We start from the raw sequence: 13,705 nt of genomic DNA on the forward strand, positions 1-13,705 counted from the left end.
AAACGGCGCATACGGTGTCGCAATCCCCGCCGGACCATCGTTCTACGGTCGTTCCGGGTCAGGGCAGTAAGTCCGCCCTCGCGTCTGATCGCGTCAGCAGGCGCTTCGTTGTGCCTGCCGTTTGTCGATGTCGGCCCTTCTTCCGGGGTCCTGGGCCGAAGCAATCCGCGGCGACGAATTCACCGTCGCACACAGCCCTCGGCGCTGACAATTTCTCATTTGATCGACGGGGCTCGAGCAAGCACTGCCGTGCTGAAAATCAGGATCAGCACCAATTCAACTTGAACTCGAGCGCGTGATGCCAGTCACGGAACACGAGCCGGTGCGAGGCGAAGCGCATGTCGGGGTCGAGCAGGTACCTCGTCACCTCATCCCCGCCGTGACGCTGCTCCCAATCGCACAGGGTCTGGGCGAGGCGATCGTTCATCTCCCCTTCGACACACCGCAGCCGCACACCCATGCGGCGCTCAGCGCACCACCGCAGCGCCTCATCCAGCTCCGGGACAGACTTCTTGACGTTGGCCAGACGCGCGTAGGTCACCAGCTTGTACCCGCTGTGCCAGCCGCCGCACTCGCTCAGGGCGAGCTGCAGCGTCAGCTCGTCGAGCCAGAGCGGCATCATCTCGACGATAGTGCCGTCGCAGGGCGCGTCGATATAGGTGCCGTCGTAAGTCCGCGCGGTCCGCGTCAGGCCGGTCATAGTACCTCCTCGGTCTCAGTGATGATGACCCACTCTGCCCGCTCCCATTTTGCGCGATCAATATTTTCGTCACGGCCCGGCGCTGCCCCGGCCGACGCACTGAGCTCAAACAGGCGAAGAGAAATTTTGACCTTCACTTCGGCGGCTCGCTACGGTCGGGGTATTGCTGAACCCAAGAGCTATTGCCCATGCCCAACTATGCCGATAACCGCCTCACCCTGACCGGCCCCGCCGACGAGATCGCCCGCTTCGTGCGCGAGTGCATTCGCGTCCGCCGGGATGATGGTCCGGACGACGCGCCAAGCCTCGACCTCGATGCGCTCGTGCCGATGCCGCCCGAGATCCTGGCAACCTGCGATGGCGCCACCGACGAGCTGCGCGCGATCGCCCGGGCCGCGACCGGCTTCGAGAGCTGGTACGACTGGAGCTGCCGGAATTGGGGCACGAAATGGAACGTGACCGAGTTCCGCGGTCGGCTGATCGGAGACATGATCTACGACTGCAGCTTCCTTACGGCTTGGTCCTGCCCCACTGCGGCTGTCCGCGCGCTCGCCAAGCGGTATCCGTTGCTCCGGGGCGCCGTGGTGGCCAGTGACGCGGCCATGGACTGGTGCGTCGTCGCGGCGTTCCGGCAGGGCGAGTACGTCGAGGCAGGCGGCGCCTTCGATCCGCAGTGCCAGCTGCTCATCAGCAGCGGCTACTGCCCTGACCCGATCGCCGCCAGGTCCGCCGAGGCGCTCCTCTTGATCTCGGATGACGAGGCGTTGCTCACCGCCCCGGATCCGGCTGATCGCCTGTGGACGCGTGCGGCCCTGGCGATCAGGCACTTTGGCCAGCTTGTGGGCGGTGATCTGCCTCGGCATCTCACGTTCGAACGCACTGTTTCCGCCGTGTGCGACCTGCTCGACGCCGGGAGCAAGGAGGCCGTCCTCGACAGCGACTTGGCGCGGGCGGCGGAGAGCCAGGAGGATGTCGAGTTCCTGCTCAGCTTCGATCGGGCGCGCACGGAGATCGACCGTGGGCTGTTGCGGGTCCTGGCGAGGTACCTGCGCGACGATGCGGTCTGGGCCGATGGTGAGAGCAACGATTTTCGTGACTGGGTCGAGTATGAGCTCCTCGACAGCTGCGAGGCGGAGGCTCTGCACGACTGGGCGTGTTTGGCGATGTATCGCCCTGACACGCTGCTCGACTGGACGAGCGACGAGGCGCTGCGAGAGGGTTTTCTGACCTACGCCGACCATCTCCGGCGCGATGTTCTGGATCACCTGCGCTGCTCCGCAGCGGGGGATGGCGGTCAGCTGCCGGCTGCCGCCTGACCCTGAAGGCCGTTTCGAACAACCAGCTTTGGGCCGCTCATTCGCCGAGCGAAGCAACCTTTGCGAACTGGGCGGGACCGGCCGCACGCAGGATCTCCGCGGCTGCGGCCTGCCCGAGCAGATCGTAGCCACGATCGGCCATATGCAGACCGTCCGGGGCAAACAGCTGCTCGTGGGTCAGCGTCCCCTCGGCGATCCAAGCCTGCATCATCTCCGAGCGGCGGATCACCGGCAGGCCGAGCGCAGTGCCGATCTCGCGCACCGCGTCGCGGAACCGGTAGGCGCCAGGCGTCGCGTCGAGTTTAGGGCACCACTGCGGCTCCATCAGCACCACGTCGACGCCGGCCTCACGAATCCGCTGTACCGCGGCGATCGTGGCCGCGCGGAAGTGGTCGAGCGATACACCGCGCAGCGGATCATTGCTGCCCGTCTGCCAGATCACGAGATCGGGCCGGGGTGCGATCACATCGCGGTCGAGGCGACCGAGCATGTCGTCAACGGCCTCGCCGCCGATGCCGCGATTGATCACGGTGATGCGGTCTGCACTCTGCGGCTGCGCCTGCTTGAGCGCGGCTGCCAGGCGGGCCGGGTACGCCGCTGCGGGCGAACTGGCGCCGATCCCCTCCGTCGAAGACGAGCCGAAGGCGACGATCCGCAACGGGTCGCCTGCGGCGAGGCTGTGTGCCACGTGCGGGAGAGCGGCTGTCCCAGCCGGCATGAAGCCGACGGCCCGTTCCACGGCCTCCGGCAAGAGATCATGATAGGCGGGCACTGCTGTCGAGGGCAGGCTCAGGCCGAGAAGTAGGATGGCGCTTCGCGTGAGTTCGCGCCAGCAACGCTCAAGGACGGGCGAAACCCTCGACGAGCCTTCGCTGAACCGGCGTACCAACATCTCTGCTCCGGAGCATGCGCCGACAGAGTGAGGCTCAGGCGCGCGGCGTCGGCTGAGCACGCGCTGAGACGAGGAGCTCAATCGGCGAGCATGCACGAGCGCGCAGCTTGAGCCGGTCGAGGCCGCTTTGGGGTACAAGGTTGCTGCTTCGCAGGAGACCTGCTCCGGCCCCGATCAGCCTAAGTGGCTGGCCGTTTCGACGTCGTTGTCGAATCGCTGTGAGAATGGAATTTTGAATACCAGAAGGTTCGCCGCAACGCAACAGAGATCCCAAGAAGAACTGTATTCATGCGTTAATCTGCCAAGCTTGCAGGCAACAATTCCGCTCTCCTGCTGCAAGGGTTCGTCGGCCTAGCTTGGCCATAGAGCTCACGAGGCCTAGTCAGCGACTCGAAATTCCCGACGCTTGAACCTGATCAGTACTGAGATGAAGTGAATTCGCGTTCAGACGTTCTGTGTTTCGAGCGCAATCGGCTTCACCGTTTATAGAACCGACAAGGGTGGTGAGCCATCATCAGGTCGCCGCTCGAAAGCCGACATTCGGCTTTGCGCTCATTGCCGCCGTCCAGCCAAACTCGGCGACGTCCCGGAAGCGGACGCTCCGACAGCAAACCTCCCGGGTCTAGATCGCGCTACTACCAGACCTACAGTCTTGCGCGCCTTGAGCTCTACGCATCTGGTAGGAGAAGACAAAGCGGGGGCGCTCTACGTTGCCCGCCTCGTAAGGCTGGTGTGGCTGTTCCATACCTCGCCCGTCATGGACGAGAGCTGACAGGCGCAGGGTGCGGTTGCGTAAGGGCGATTAGGATGCCTGGGCTTCTGCCCGCCGGACCTGGGTAGCCGTCCACGCACAGCCCGGGGCCGCTGATATCCCGCGCGTGTTCAGCGCCACCGCGGTGCTGCCCAGATCCAGCTATCGACAAATCGGCCAGGAAGACTGACTGACGGAAGCGTGACATATGGGGCACCGACCGCCAGCGTTTGCGGGATGAACGTGTGCGGCCGGTGCCTGCCACTCTGGCTGCTTCGACCCAGGGCGCCGGCTGATGCTGCGCTCCGAAAAGTGTGGTGGCAAGCGTTCAAAGCCGACCAGAGCAATCGTGAGGCCTGGAAGCTGGCAGGCCTATAGGTCAGTGCGCCTCGTGGAATAGCGTCTGAATGAGGCGCCAGAGTTCGCGGTGCCCAGATGTTTGACCTGCCTGCATGAGGTACTCCGGGATCTCGATTTGCTCCTTTCCATGGGCTGAGCGACCGGTCTCTCGTACGCTTGTGTGCTGCCACTCGTGCTCGATGTAGAGGCGCTTCGTGTCCGTATTAAAGACCAAGCGCCACCAATCCTCGTCGTTTGCGACAGGACCTTTGGCGGATCGTTGAAGCTCGCGGATGAGTAAGGCCATCTGGAACACTCCTGCCCTGCGGCGAAGCTAGCCTAACGGGTCGCCATCTGCGAGGGATCAGTAGCCCCTCCGAAGGCACTCAGACTGCATCGAGCACCCTCTGAACCTGCGTCGCCGACCACTTGCCACCCTGCGCGGTCGGGATCTCGCGACCGTTCAACTCGGCGACAATGCCGCGGAGCGAGGTGACTCCCTTCGCCCGAAGGTCTGCGATGATCGGCGCCAGATCGGCGGTCCGGCGTTTCGCTCGGTCCTGGCGTACAGCGAGGCCGGCGATTAGGGCAGCATCGGATCGGTCCCTCGCAGGTATTGACCGTGTGAGACGACCAACTCAGCCGCCTCCAGGACGCATGCCGGCCTATCTTGCGCCGAAGCGAATGCGTATCAATCCATAATTTATCTTATAGTTGCGCTGACACCAGGCGAATATATATTGACGAAGCAGGGTTGCGCCCGCCACTATGTCGAGTCCCGTTTCGTGAGCGTCGATTCATGAGTACCGAAACCGACAGAGGCCCTGCGACGGTCCCCCCGCCGGCCTGCCCTCCCATCATCGGAGACGCGGCGCCGAACTTCCGCGCTCGCACCACCATGGGCGCGCGCACGCTCTCGTCCTACCGGGGCCGTTGGCTGGTGTTCTTCTCGCATCCGGCGGACTTCACCCCCGTCTGCACCAGCGAGTTCGTCGCCTTCGCGCAGGCCCATGCGGCGTTCCAGGCAGTCGATTGCGACCTGCTCGCTTTGTCCGTGGACAGCCTGTCGTCGCATCTGGCGTGGCAGCACAGTATCGAGCAGCGTTTCGGCGTCCGGGTGCCGTTCCCCATCGTGGAGGACCCGGCCATGGGCATCGCGCGGGCCTACGGCATGCTGCCGGCCGGCGCGACGTCCAGCGCCACAGTGCGCACCACCTTCGTGATCGACCCGGAGGGGATCGTGCGCGCCCTTGTCGCCTACCCGCTGACGGTCGGACGCAGCGTCGCCGAGATCCTACGCCTCGTGCAGGCGCTCCAGGCCAGCGATGCTGCCGACATCTCGACGCCTGAGGGTTGGCAACCGGGCGAGCCTGTGCTCGCGAACCCGCCACTGACCGCCGACGAACTCGCCCAGGTCGGCGCCTGCGGGACCGACTGGTATTACCGCCTGGAAAGCGCCTGATGGCCCCGGGCACCGACGAGGCAACCGCGGCACGGCTCGCCGACCTGCTCAAGGTGACCGCCAATCCCAACCGCCTACGCATTCTCTATCTTCTGACGCAGGGTGAATGCTCAGTCTCGGAAATCGAGCAGCGCCTCGGCATCCGCCAGCCGACGCTGTCACAGCAGCTCGGCGAGTTGCGCAATGCTGAGGTCGTCGTGACGCGGCGCGAGCACAAGGCAGTGTTCTACAGCTTGGCCGACCCGCGGATGCGCGCGCTCCTAGAGGCGTTCGACGATATCCTGATCGCCGGCCGTCCGCAGCGACGGCTGCCGACGCCTCGTCCGGACGCACGGGCGCGGGCGCTCGGCCAAGCCGCGATGTTCGGGCAGATCGAAGACCACTCGTGAACGCCCCTCTCGCCTGAGGGCTGGAGGATCCTACCCCTCCTTGACCTCGGTCAGGCGCAGGTAGGGCTTGAGGGTGTCCCATCCCTGCGGAAACTTCGCCCGTGCTGCTTCGTCGGAGAGCGAGGGGCGGATGATCACCCGGTTGCCTGGGTTCCAGTCGGCCGGCGTCGCCACTTCCATTCGGTCGGTGAGTTGCAGCGCGTCGATGGCCCGCAGGATCTCGGAGAAGTTGCGCCCGACGGTCATCGGGTAGGCCATCGTCAGACGGATCTTCAAGTTCGGATCGATGAGGAACACCGTTCGCACGGCCTCGGTGTCATTCACGTTCGGGTGGATCATGTCGTAGAGCCGGGCCACCGACAGATCAGTGTCGGCCACGATGGGGAAGGAGACGGACGTCCTCTGCGTCTCGTCGACGTCCTTCACCCAGCCGTGGTGCTCCTCGACCGAGTCCGTCGAGAGACCCAACGGTTTCACGCCGCGGCGCTGAAACTCGGCCGCGAGCTGCGCGGTCCGTCCCATTTCTGTCGTGCAGACCGGTGTGTAGTCGGCCGGGTGCGAGAAGAAGAACACCCAGGAGCCGCGCGCCCAGTCGTGGAAGCGGATGCGGCCTACCGTGGTGTCGGCCGCGAAGTCCGGGGCGGTATCGCCGAGGTGAAGGGACATGGCCTCACTCCAGTGTCGGGTGGCTTGTAGCTGGCGCCGAACGAAAGGGAGCCAGTCGTTCAATCATGTGTTTTCAGGTGGCCATCTGATCGACGGCCTCGAGGGCCTTGGCGGCGTACATCACTGCGGGACCGGCCCCCATGTAGACGGCCATGGCGAGCGTCTCGGCCACTGCTTCGCGTGATGCGCCGGCCTTGAGGGCGCCCTCGGCGTGGTAGGCAATGCAGGGCGTACAACGCACCGCCACGCCAATTGCGAGTGCGATCAGCTCCTTGGTCTGTGTGTCGAGTGCCCCGTCCGCATGGGCAGCTCGGGACATAGCTCCGAACGCCTTCATCACCTCGGGCGAGGCTTGCCGCAGATTGCCCACCGCCGAGTTCATTCCGGCGATCATCGCGGACCAGTCTTCCGTCATGGCTAGTGCCCTTTCTCGGTTCGGCTCCGGCGCGTCAGTGCCGGGCGATGAGAGCGCGGCAGATCTCGGCCCGCGATCTGCCCGCGAAATTGCCCGCCAGCAGGAATGGGCTCATCGTCGACTCTCCTCTCGGTCTCGACACCCATGGGCTCGATCAGGCGGCCTTCTCGGCCTCTTGGGGCTTGGCCATCCACTCGCGGCCCTTGAGCATCGCCTTCCAGTAGATCGGCGGCAGCATGCGCTCCTTCAGAAGCCATGCCGCGCGGCTGGGCTTCGTTCCGTCGATGAACCAGGAGGGAAAGCTCGGCAGCAGCTTCCCCCCGTAACCGAACTCGGCAAGCAGGATTTTGCCGCGCTCGACCGTTAACGGGCAGGAGCCGTAGCCGTCATAGGCGACCTCGGCTCCGCGCAGGTGGCCCATGTCGATGAGCAGATTGTGGGCGACCACTGGCGCCTGCTTGCGCGCGGCGGCTGCCGTCTTGGCGTTGGGGGCGCTGCACGCGTCGCCCAGGCCGTAGATTTCGGGAAAACGCTTGTGGCGCAGGCTCGCCGGATCGACCTCGACCCAGCCGGATGCGTTGGCGAGCGGCGAGACCCGGACGAAATCCGGCGCTTTCTGGGGCGGCACGACGTGGATCATGTCGAAGCTGGTCTCGACCATCTTGGTCGCGCCATCCTCGCCGTTGCGGGCGAACCACGCCCGTTTGGCCGGGCCGTCGATCCGGGCCAGGGTGTGGTTGAAGTGTAGCTGGGCGTTGTAGCGCCTCACGTACTCCATCAGCGGTGGTACATACTCTTTCACGCCGAACAGTCCGGGCGTCGCCGTGAAGAACTCGACTGCAATATCCTTGAGCCGCCCCTGGCGCAGCCAATGGTCGGCGGATAGATACATCGCCTTCTGCGGCGCGCCCGCACACTTGATCGGCATCGGCGGCTGCGTGAAGACGGCGCGGCCGCCACGCAGGTTCTCCACGAGTTCCCAGGTGTAGGGCGCCAAGTCGAGGCGATAGTTCGAGGTGACGCCGTTGCGTCCGAGCGTCTCGACGAGCCCTTCGATGCCGGCCCAGTCGAGCTTCAGCCCCGGCGCCACCACGAGGCGGTCGTAGCGCACCACCCGGCAGCCCTCCAGGATGACCGCCCGACGCTCCGGCTCGAAAGCCGCCACCGCCGCCTTGATCCAGGTCACGCCGTCCGGGATCAGCGAGGCCATCGTCCTAGCCGTGGCGGCTGGCTCAAAGATGCCGCCGCCGACCATGGTCCAGCCGGGCTGGTAGTAATGCACGTCGGCCGGGTCGATCAGCGCGATGTCGAGGTCAGGCTTGCGCGCCTTGAGGCTCGCCGCCGCGGCGATGCCGCCGGCCCCGCCGCCGACGATCACGACGCTGTGGAAGAGATCGGCAGACTCGGTCGGCACGCGTCCGCCCGCGGCGATGCGGCGGAGCACACCGCTCATGTCGTAGCCGGCAGCCTTCGTGGCGGACAGGATCTCCGGCAGCGGCCGGCCGCGGGCACCTTCGGATAGCGACCACAGCGTGACCGAGCGGGTACCGGTGCGGCAGTAGGCCAGCACTGGCTTGGGCAACGCCGCTAGCGCCTCGCCAAAGGCGGCGGCGTCCTCAGCCGAAACTTTGCCGGACATGACAGGCAAGTAGCGTGCCTCCATTCCAGCGGCGCGGGCGGCGACCTGAACCTCGGGGAAATTCGGCTGATCCGCCCCCTCCCCATCGGGGCGATTGCAGATCACGGCCTTGAAGCCGGCGCGGGCAGCGTCCGCGAGATCGGCAGAGTCGATCTGGCCCATGACCGACAGGTCGGGCGTGAGGCGTTTGGCTTCCACTGGTGCTTTCATCGGTTCACAAATGTGTAGTTTGATGGATGCGATGCACGAAATCACATATTGACAGCGCATACAAGGCAAATCACATGAATTTCGCGGAGGAGCAGGAGGTTCATTATATGAATTCGTTAAACGACGCGGCGATGCAACGGCCGGCCCTGGTAAGCCCCCCTGAGGCCCGCTCGTCCCGGCATTCGCAGGAACACCACCGATGAGCGCTTTTCCCGCTCTTCTGTCCGGCTCCGGGGTCGGCTTCACGCTCGGCCTGATCGGCGGTGGCGGCTCGATCCTTGCCACGCCGCTGCTACTCTACGTCGTCGGCATGGCCCAACCACACCTCGCTATCGGCACCGGCGCACTGGCAGTCGCAGCAAACGCCTTCCTGACGCTCGTTGGACATGCCAGGGCTGGCAACGTGCGATGGCGCTGCGCTGCGGTATTCGCCGGGGTCGGAATCGTCGGCGCCTTCGTTGGCTCCTCCCTCGGCAAGGCGGTCGACGGGCAGCGCCTACTGTTCCTGTTCGCTCTCCTGATGGTCGTCGTCGGCGTGCACATGCTGCGCCGCCGACGGGTCCAGGGCGGCACGGCCGAGCCGGTCGGCTGTGGGCCGGTGCCGAGCTGGAAGGTCGTGGGCGTCGCTCTCGCGGTCGGCGTGCTGTCGGGCTTCTTCGGTATCGGCGGAGGCTTCCTGATCGTACCGGGCCTCGTCTTTGCCACCGGCATGCCGCTCCTTCAGGCGGTCGGCACCTCGCTGCTGGCTGTCGGTGCCCTCGGGCTCGCCACGGCGCTCAATTACGCTCTCTCCGGGATGGTCGACTGGCTCGTGGCAGGCCAGTTCATCGCGGGCGGGCTCGTCGGCGGCTTCCTCGGCATGCTGCTCGCCACCCGGCTGGGCGCCTACAAGGGCGCCCTCAACACGGTGTTCGCCGCCGTCATATTCGTGGTCGCCGGCTACATGATCTACCGCAATGCCGGCGCCTGGGCCGCGACGTCATGACGGTGTCCGGAGCCGTGCGCTCGGTGCCGCGCCTGCTCCGTTCCCCGCTCCGGCACTGTTCGGGAGAACCATCATGATCGCCAACGTCGGCAGCATTGACCGCGTGCTGCGCTTGGTCGCCGGCCTGCTCCTCGCCGGGTTCGGCTACGCGATGCTGTCGGACATTTGGACCTACGTCGCCATCGGCGCCGGCGCCGTGCTGGCGCTGACCGCCCTCGTCGGCTTTTGCCCCGCCTACAGGCTGCTCGGCATCAGCACCTGTCGGCGCCAGCTACGCGGCACCTGATCGCACGCGCTGGGGAGACTGAAAGGAGAACCGCTGTGCCCGAACCCATCATCCGTGCCTTCTTCGACGAGCCGACCAACACGGTCAGTTACATCGTGGCCGACCCCGACACGAAGCAGGCCGCCTTCATCGATCCCGTCCTCGACTACGACCACAACGGCGGCAGCGTCGACACCCGCTCGGTCGAGGCGATGCTCAAGGCCGCTGCCGAGGCCGGCTACACGGTGGTTTGGACGCTGGAGACCCATGCCCATGCCGACCACCTCTCCGGCTCGCCGTACGTGAAAGCCAAGACCGGCGCGAAGATTGGCATCGGTGAGCACATCAAGGAGGTGCAGAAGATCTTCCGGCCGGTCTTCAACGCGACGGATCTGCGCACGGACGGCAGCGATTTCGACCGTCTCTTCGCCGACAGCGAGACCTTCGCCATAGGCGACCTCTCGGTCGAGGTGCTCTACACGCCGGGCCACACCCCTGCCGATATCTGCTACAAGATCGGTGGCAACGTCTTCGTCGGCGATACACTGTTCATGCCGGATTATGGCACGGCGCGGGCGGACTTCCCGGGCGGGGATGTGCACAAGCTCTACCGCTCGATCCGCCGCCTGCTGGCGTTGCCGCCGCAGACGCGGCTCTTCATGTGCCACGACTACAAGGCCCCCGGGCGTGACGTCTACGCATGGGAGACGACGGTGGGGGAGCAGCGTGCGAACAACATCCACGTGAAGGAGGGCGTGACCGAGGAGGACTTTGCGGCGATGCGCACGGCGCGCGACGCCACCCTCGCCGCGCCGCGCTTGTTGTTGCCCTCGATCCAGGTGAACATCCGCGCCGGCAAGTTCCCGCCGGCGGAGGCCAATGGGGTGCATTACCTGACTATTCCCGTGAAGCTCAGAGGCGGTGCCGAGGCGGCAGTCTGAGGCGCGATCTTGAGGATGGCCGCGGCGGATCCGCGCCGCGGCTCCCGATCAGGTACGGTCCGGAGGTTGACCCACCCTCCATGCTTCAGGGAGTTGGCGATGGGCTCGGATGGGGCGCGGCACGTCGTGTGCCCACATTGCACGAAGACGAATCGGGTCCCCGACGACCGCCCCGCGCTGGTGGCGCGATGCGGGGCTTGCCATCGGCAGCTTTTCGAGGGGCGGCCGATCGCGGTCGACGAGGCTGCCTTCGAGAAGCACCGCAGCCGTGATGATATCCCGCTCCTGATCGATGTTTGGGCTCCATGGTGCGGGCCCTGCCAAGCCATGGCACCAGCCTTCGAGCGCGCCGCAAGCCTGCTTGAACCCGAGGTCCGGCTGCTCAAGCTGAACTCGGACACGGTGCCGGGCGTGGCCTCGCGCCTTGGAGTGCGCGGCATCCCGGCCTTGTTCCTGATTCAGCGGGGCCGCATCCTGGCGCGCACCACGGGCGCTATGGACACCACGCGTATCGTCGCCTGGACCCGTACCCAGATGGGTGGCTCGACGAGCAGCCGAGCCGCTGATGGCGCCCGATAGGTGCGGGATCGGAACGGGCAGGGTCTCGTCACGGGCCGATTTCCCGGGCGGCGACGCGCACGTGCTCTGGCGCAGCATCCAGCGCATCCTCGCGCTGCCGGACGAGACGCGGCTGTTCACCGGACACGACTATCGCCCGGGCGGGCGCGCGGCGGCGTGGGAGAGCACCGTCGCGCGGCAGCGGGACGAGAACAAGCACCTGACGGAGACCGGGACCGAGGAGGCGTTCGTGCGGATGCGCGAGGCGCGCGACCGTGAGCTGCCGATGCCGAAGCTCATCCTGCCTTCGCTGCAGGTCAACATAAGGGGCGGCCGCCTGCCCGAACCCGAGCCGAGCAGGGTTCCACGCGGACTGACAGGCCGTCGGTCTGTTCGGCTAGCATCGCTGTCCCTCCGTCGCCTCCGCCCGAGTGCATCGGGATCCGCCTGCAGACAGGACGTGAGGAAGCCCAAGTCAAAGACTGATCGCCTAGGACCGGCCACCAAGCGAGGCTTGGGATGATCGGCTCATATGGGCCCGGGTTCTACTGGACGGCGGCTTGCCGGCCCGGGCTTGCAGTCGATGACAATGACCTTTCGGCCATCATGAACTGCCCGCGGTCACCAACCGTAAATCGGTTGGAGACCGGATGCAGTTCAACGTCGCCCCTGCCGCTTTCCCTCAAGCTAAAGCCAAGCGGTCTTCGACGACCGTGACTCCCGGCGCAGCCCAGGCGGCGCGTTCGACGACTTCACGCTCGTGCCATGCATGCACACGGCCTTCAAGCGTAACCCTCGTTCCATCGACTTTGACGTTTATTCCGTCTGCCTCAAGTTCGGCGTCACGCTTCAAGGCGGCCAGGATCTTCTCGCGAATGGCGGGAGCTGTCGCCGTCGGTTGAATCGCGATCAGGTTGATGAGCCCGGTAACGCCGGAGAGTCGTCGAACGGCGGCTTCGGCTGCGCTTTTCTGGAAATGCCATTCGACCTTGCCGCTGAGTGTGACTTGGCCCGCATCGACTTTGACCTGGATAGCGTCTCTTGGCACCTGTACGTTCCAGTCCAAGATCTGGATAGCTCGGTGAGCGAGGTCTTCGTCTTTCGGTCGTGGTGCGGAGGGAGTACGGATATCGAGGTGCAAGACCACTGCCCGCACACCCTTCACCCTTTTCGCGGCCTGTTCGGCATTGTAGCGTTCCGAGTAGCTATCCACGTGCCCACTGAGTGTGACTACGCCATCGTCCACGGTCACGCCTATGTTCGCCGCATCAATTCTGGGATCGAAGGCCAGCTCGTCTATAACGTGCTGCTGAATTGTTTTATCGCTCACGTTGACCTCCCGTTGTTGACCTGACAGCCAAGCTACATAAGTGGCCGCCTCACTATAATCCCGACCATAGTCGCCGCGGGACTGACTAGCACATTGATCTGGCGCAAACACGTGCATCTGTCGCATTACGGAGACGTGAGCGTCGCATTTCGTGCCGAAGAGCTAAATATCTGTGCTGACTAATACCTTTGTAGCCAAAATCAATAATGATCTACCTCTTAAAAGTGCTTTTATAATATTTAGAAATGTTAGGGTCTGTCGTCACCTAAGGTGATCGAGGGCTGCGGCGAGGCAGAGGACGCCGGTGAAGCTGGCGGCGGTTTTCTCGTACCGCGTGGTAACCGCCTGATCGGCCCCCACTGAGTGGTTCTCCGTCAGGTTTGGTGGAAGGGGTCACCGGGCTGTCACAGGCCGGCATCTGCCCGGGCGTGACCGCGAATAGCGGATGCTGACCATGGGCCTGCATCAGCCCGTAGGCGCCGGTGAGGCCAAGCGTGATGAGGCCGCCGAGGGCGAGCCCCTTGCGGCCTTTGCTGAGAACCTCTCGCGCGATGACACCGATCGCCTTGCACCCCATCATGACCTACTCCGCGGCTGCCCATGAGACAGCTTCGCGGCGGGGGCGAGAAGTTTAGCGACGTCGCTCAGATCTCTGGCGGGCTGTCGAAGATGAACCGTGGCTTGAGGCTGCGAGCCACGAGGAGCCGCCAAGTCCGGACCATTAGGGTGTCGGCGCACAAGGTGATCTTTGGCGCCTGGAATGACGCGCTGCCGTTACGGACTTGGTGCGAGCCGCGGAAGGATGACACGCGGAACTCAACAGCTAAGTTGCGTCAAAGCGCGCCTT

At 65.1% G+C, this 13,705-nt stretch carries 15 protein-coding genes and 2 pseudogenes; 8 read left to right on the forward strand and 9 right to left on the reverse strand.

Going from position 1 to position 13,705, the window contains the following annotated elements; all coding sequences use genetic code 11:
• Positions 1 to 265: 265 nt before the first annotated feature.
• Positions 266 to 700, reverse strand: a complete 435-nt coding sequence (locus ACYCO6_RS01680; RefSeq protein WP_459768721.1) for a hypothetical protein — start codon at positions 698 to 700, stop codon at positions 266 to 268.
• A gap of 188 nt (positions 701 to 888) precedes the next feature.
• On the opposite strand from ACYCO6_RS01680, the gene ACYCO6_RS01685 reads away from it, so the two are divergent.
• Positions 889 to 2,016 (forward strand): hypothetical protein, encoded by a 1,128-nt coding sequence (locus tag ACYCO6_RS01685; RefSeq protein ID WP_459768723.1) that lies wholly within the window; start codon positions 889 to 891, stop codon positions 2,014 to 2,016.
• Positions 2,017 to 2,053: 37 nt separating this feature from the next.
• Here the strand turns inward: ACYCO6_RS01685 and ACYCO6_RS01690 are convergent, their stop codons facing one another.
• The 3 genes from ACYCO6_RS01690 to ACYCO6_RS01700 form a co-directional block, all read right to left on the reverse strand.
• Positions 2,054 to 2,908, reverse strand: a complete 855-nt coding sequence (locus ACYCO6_RS01690) for an SGNH/GDSL hydrolase family protein (protein WP_459768725.1) — start codon at positions 2,906 to 2,908, stop codon at positions 2,054 to 2,056.
• 1,130 nt (positions 2,909 to 4,038) lie between these two features.
• Complete coding sequence (locus ACYCO6_RS01695; RefSeq protein WP_459768727.1) at positions 4,039 to 4,305, reverse strand: hypothetical protein; 267 nt, start codon at positions 4,303 to 4,305, stop codon at positions 4,039 to 4,041.
• Positions 4,306 to 4,384: 79 nt separating this feature from the next.
• Entirely contained in the window at positions 4,385 to 4,615 is a 231-nt protein-coding gene (locus ACYCO6_RS01700) for a recombinase family protein (RefSeq protein WP_459773398.1), read from the reverse strand.
• Between the two features lie 182 nt (positions 4,616 to 4,797).
• On the opposite strand from ACYCO6_RS01700, the gene ACYCO6_RS01705 reads away from it, so the two are divergent.
• Entirely contained in the window at positions 4,798 to 5,460 is a 663-nt protein-coding gene (locus ACYCO6_RS01705) for a peroxiredoxin (RefSeq protein ID WP_459768729.1), read from the forward strand.
• Complete coding sequence (locus ACYCO6_RS01710; RefSeq protein WP_459768732.1) at positions 5,460 to 5,849, forward strand: ArsR/SmtB family transcription factor; 390 nt, start codon at positions 5,460 to 5,462, stop codon at positions 5,847 to 5,849. Before ACYCO6_RS01705 ends, ACYCO6_RS01710 begins: the two co-directional genes overlap by 1 nt.
• Positions 5,850 to 5,879: 30 nt before the next feature.
• On the opposite strand, the gene ACYCO6_RS01715 is transcribed toward ACYCO6_RS01710, so the two are convergent.
• The 3 genes from ACYCO6_RS01715 to ACYCO6_RS01725 form a co-directional block, all read right to left on the reverse strand.
• Positions 5,880 to 6,515, reverse strand: a complete 636-nt coding sequence (locus ACYCO6_RS01715) for a peroxiredoxin (protein ID WP_459768734.1) — start codon at positions 6,513 to 6,515, stop codon at positions 5,880 to 5,882.
• A gap of 73 nt (positions 6,516 to 6,588) precedes the next feature.
• Complete coding sequence (locus tag ACYCO6_RS01720) at positions 6,589 to 6,930, reverse strand: carboxymuconolactone decarboxylase family protein (protein ID WP_459768737.1); 342 nt, start codon at positions 6,928 to 6,930, stop codon at positions 6,589 to 6,591.
• A gap of 154 nt (positions 6,931 to 7,084) precedes the next feature.
• A complete protein-coding gene (locus ACYCO6_RS01725; protein WP_459768739.1) occupies positions 7,085 to 8,767 on the reverse strand; it encodes a bifunctional protein tyrosine phosphatase family protein/NAD(P)/FAD-dependent oxidoreductase in 1,683 nt (560 codons plus the stop codon).
• 211 nt (positions 8,768 to 8,978) lie between these two features.
• Between ACYCO6_RS01725 and ACYCO6_RS01730 the strand changes: the two genes are divergently transcribed.
• From ACYCO6_RS01730 to ACYCO6_RS01750, 5 genes and pseudogenes are all read left to right on the forward strand, one after another.
• On the forward strand, positions 8,979 to 9,764 hold the full coding sequence (locus ACYCO6_RS01730) for a sulfite exporter TauE/SafE family protein (protein WP_459768741.1): 786 nt from the start codon (positions 8,979 to 8,981) through the stop codon (positions 9,762 to 9,764).
• Between the two features lie 73 nt (positions 9,765 to 9,837).
• The gene (locus ACYCO6_RS01735; RefSeq protein ID WP_459768743.1) at positions 9,838 to 10,050 is read left to right on the forward strand and encodes a YgaP family membrane protein; all 213 of its coding nucleotides are present in this window, start codon (positions 9,838 to 9,840) and stop codon (positions 10,048 to 10,050) included.
• Positions 10,051 to 10,085: 35 nt separating this feature from the next.
• Positions 10,086 to 10,970, forward strand: a complete 885-nt coding sequence (locus tag ACYCO6_RS01740; protein WP_459768745.1) for an MBL fold metallo-hydrolase — start codon at positions 10,086 to 10,088, stop codon at positions 10,968 to 10,970.
• Between the two features lie 99 nt (positions 10,971 to 11,069).
• Positions 11,070 to 11,549, forward strand: a complete 480-nt coding sequence (locus tag ACYCO6_RS01745; RefSeq protein WP_459768747.1) for a thioredoxin domain-containing protein — start codon at positions 11,070 to 11,072, stop codon at positions 11,547 to 11,549.
• 25 nt (positions 11,550 to 11,574) lie between these two features.
• A pseudogene (locus ACYCO6_RS01750) lies at positions 11,575 to 11,880 on the forward strand (MBL fold metallo-hydrolase); the annotation flags it as partial.
• A gap of 330 nt (positions 11,881 to 12,210) precedes the next feature.
• On the opposite strand, the gene ACYCO6_RS01755 reads toward ACYCO6_RS01750, so the two are convergent.
• Both ACYCO6_RS01755 and ACYCO6_RS01760 read right to left on the reverse strand, forming a co-directional pair.
• Positions 12,211 to 12,858 (reverse strand): BON domain-containing protein, encoded by a 648-nt coding sequence (locus tag ACYCO6_RS01755; RefSeq protein WP_459768749.1) that lies wholly within the window; start codon positions 12,856 to 12,858, stop codon positions 12,211 to 12,213.
• A gap of 261 nt (positions 12,859 to 13,119) precedes the next feature.
• A pseudogene (locus tag ACYCO6_RS01760) lies at positions 13,120 to 13,206 on the reverse strand (IS5-like element ISMex42 family transposase); the annotation flags it as partial.
• Positions 13,207 to 13,705 lie beyond the last annotated feature (499 nt).

Source organism: Methylobacterium sp. CM6257, assembly GCF_054611515.1.

Bases quoted from the DNA above. Each gene is read 5' to 3' on its own strand.
- ACYCO6_RS01680 (WP_459768721.1), bottom strand. From the start codon at position 700: ATGACCGGCCTGACGCGGACCGCGCGGACTTACGACGGCACCTATATC.
- ACYCO6_RS01685 (WP_459768723.1), top strand. From the start codon at position 889: ATGCCCAACTATGCCGATAACCGCCTCACCCTGACCGGCCCCGCCGAC.
- ACYCO6_RS01690 (WP_459768725.1), bottom strand. From the start codon at position 2,908: ATGTTGGTACGCCGGTTCAGCGAAGGCTCGTCGAGGGTTTCGCCCGTC.
- ACYCO6_RS01695 (WP_459768727.1), bottom strand. From the start codon at position 4,305: ATGGCCTTACTCATCCGCGAGCTTCAACGATCCGCCAAAGGTCCTGTC.
- ACYCO6_RS01705 (WP_459768729.1), top strand. From the start codon at position 4,798: ATGAGTACCGAAACCGACAGAGGCCCTGCGACGGTCCCCCCGCCGGCC.
- ACYCO6_RS01710 (WP_459768732.1), top strand. From the start codon at position 5,460: ATGGCCCCGGGCACCGACGAGGCAACCGCGGCACGGCTCGCCGACCTG.
- ACYCO6_RS01715 (WP_459768734.1), bottom strand. From the start codon at position 6,515: ATGTCCCTTCACCTCGGCGATACCGCCCCGGACTTCGCGGCCGACACC.
- ACYCO6_RS01720 (WP_459768737.1), bottom strand. From the start codon at position 6,930: ATGACGGAAGACTGGTCCGCGATGATCGCCGGAATGAACTCGGCGGTG.
- ACYCO6_RS01730 (WP_459768741.1), top strand. From the start codon at position 8,979: ATGAGCGCTTTTCCCGCTCTTCTGTCCGGCTCCGGGGTCGGCTTCACG.
- ACYCO6_RS01735 (WP_459768743.1), top strand. From the start codon at position 9,838: ATGATCGCCAACGTCGGCAGCATTGACCGCGTGCTGCGCTTGGTCGCC.
- ACYCO6_RS01745 (WP_459768747.1), top strand. From the start codon at position 11,070: ATGGGCTCGGATGGGGCGCGGCACGTCGTGTGCCCACATTGCACGAAG.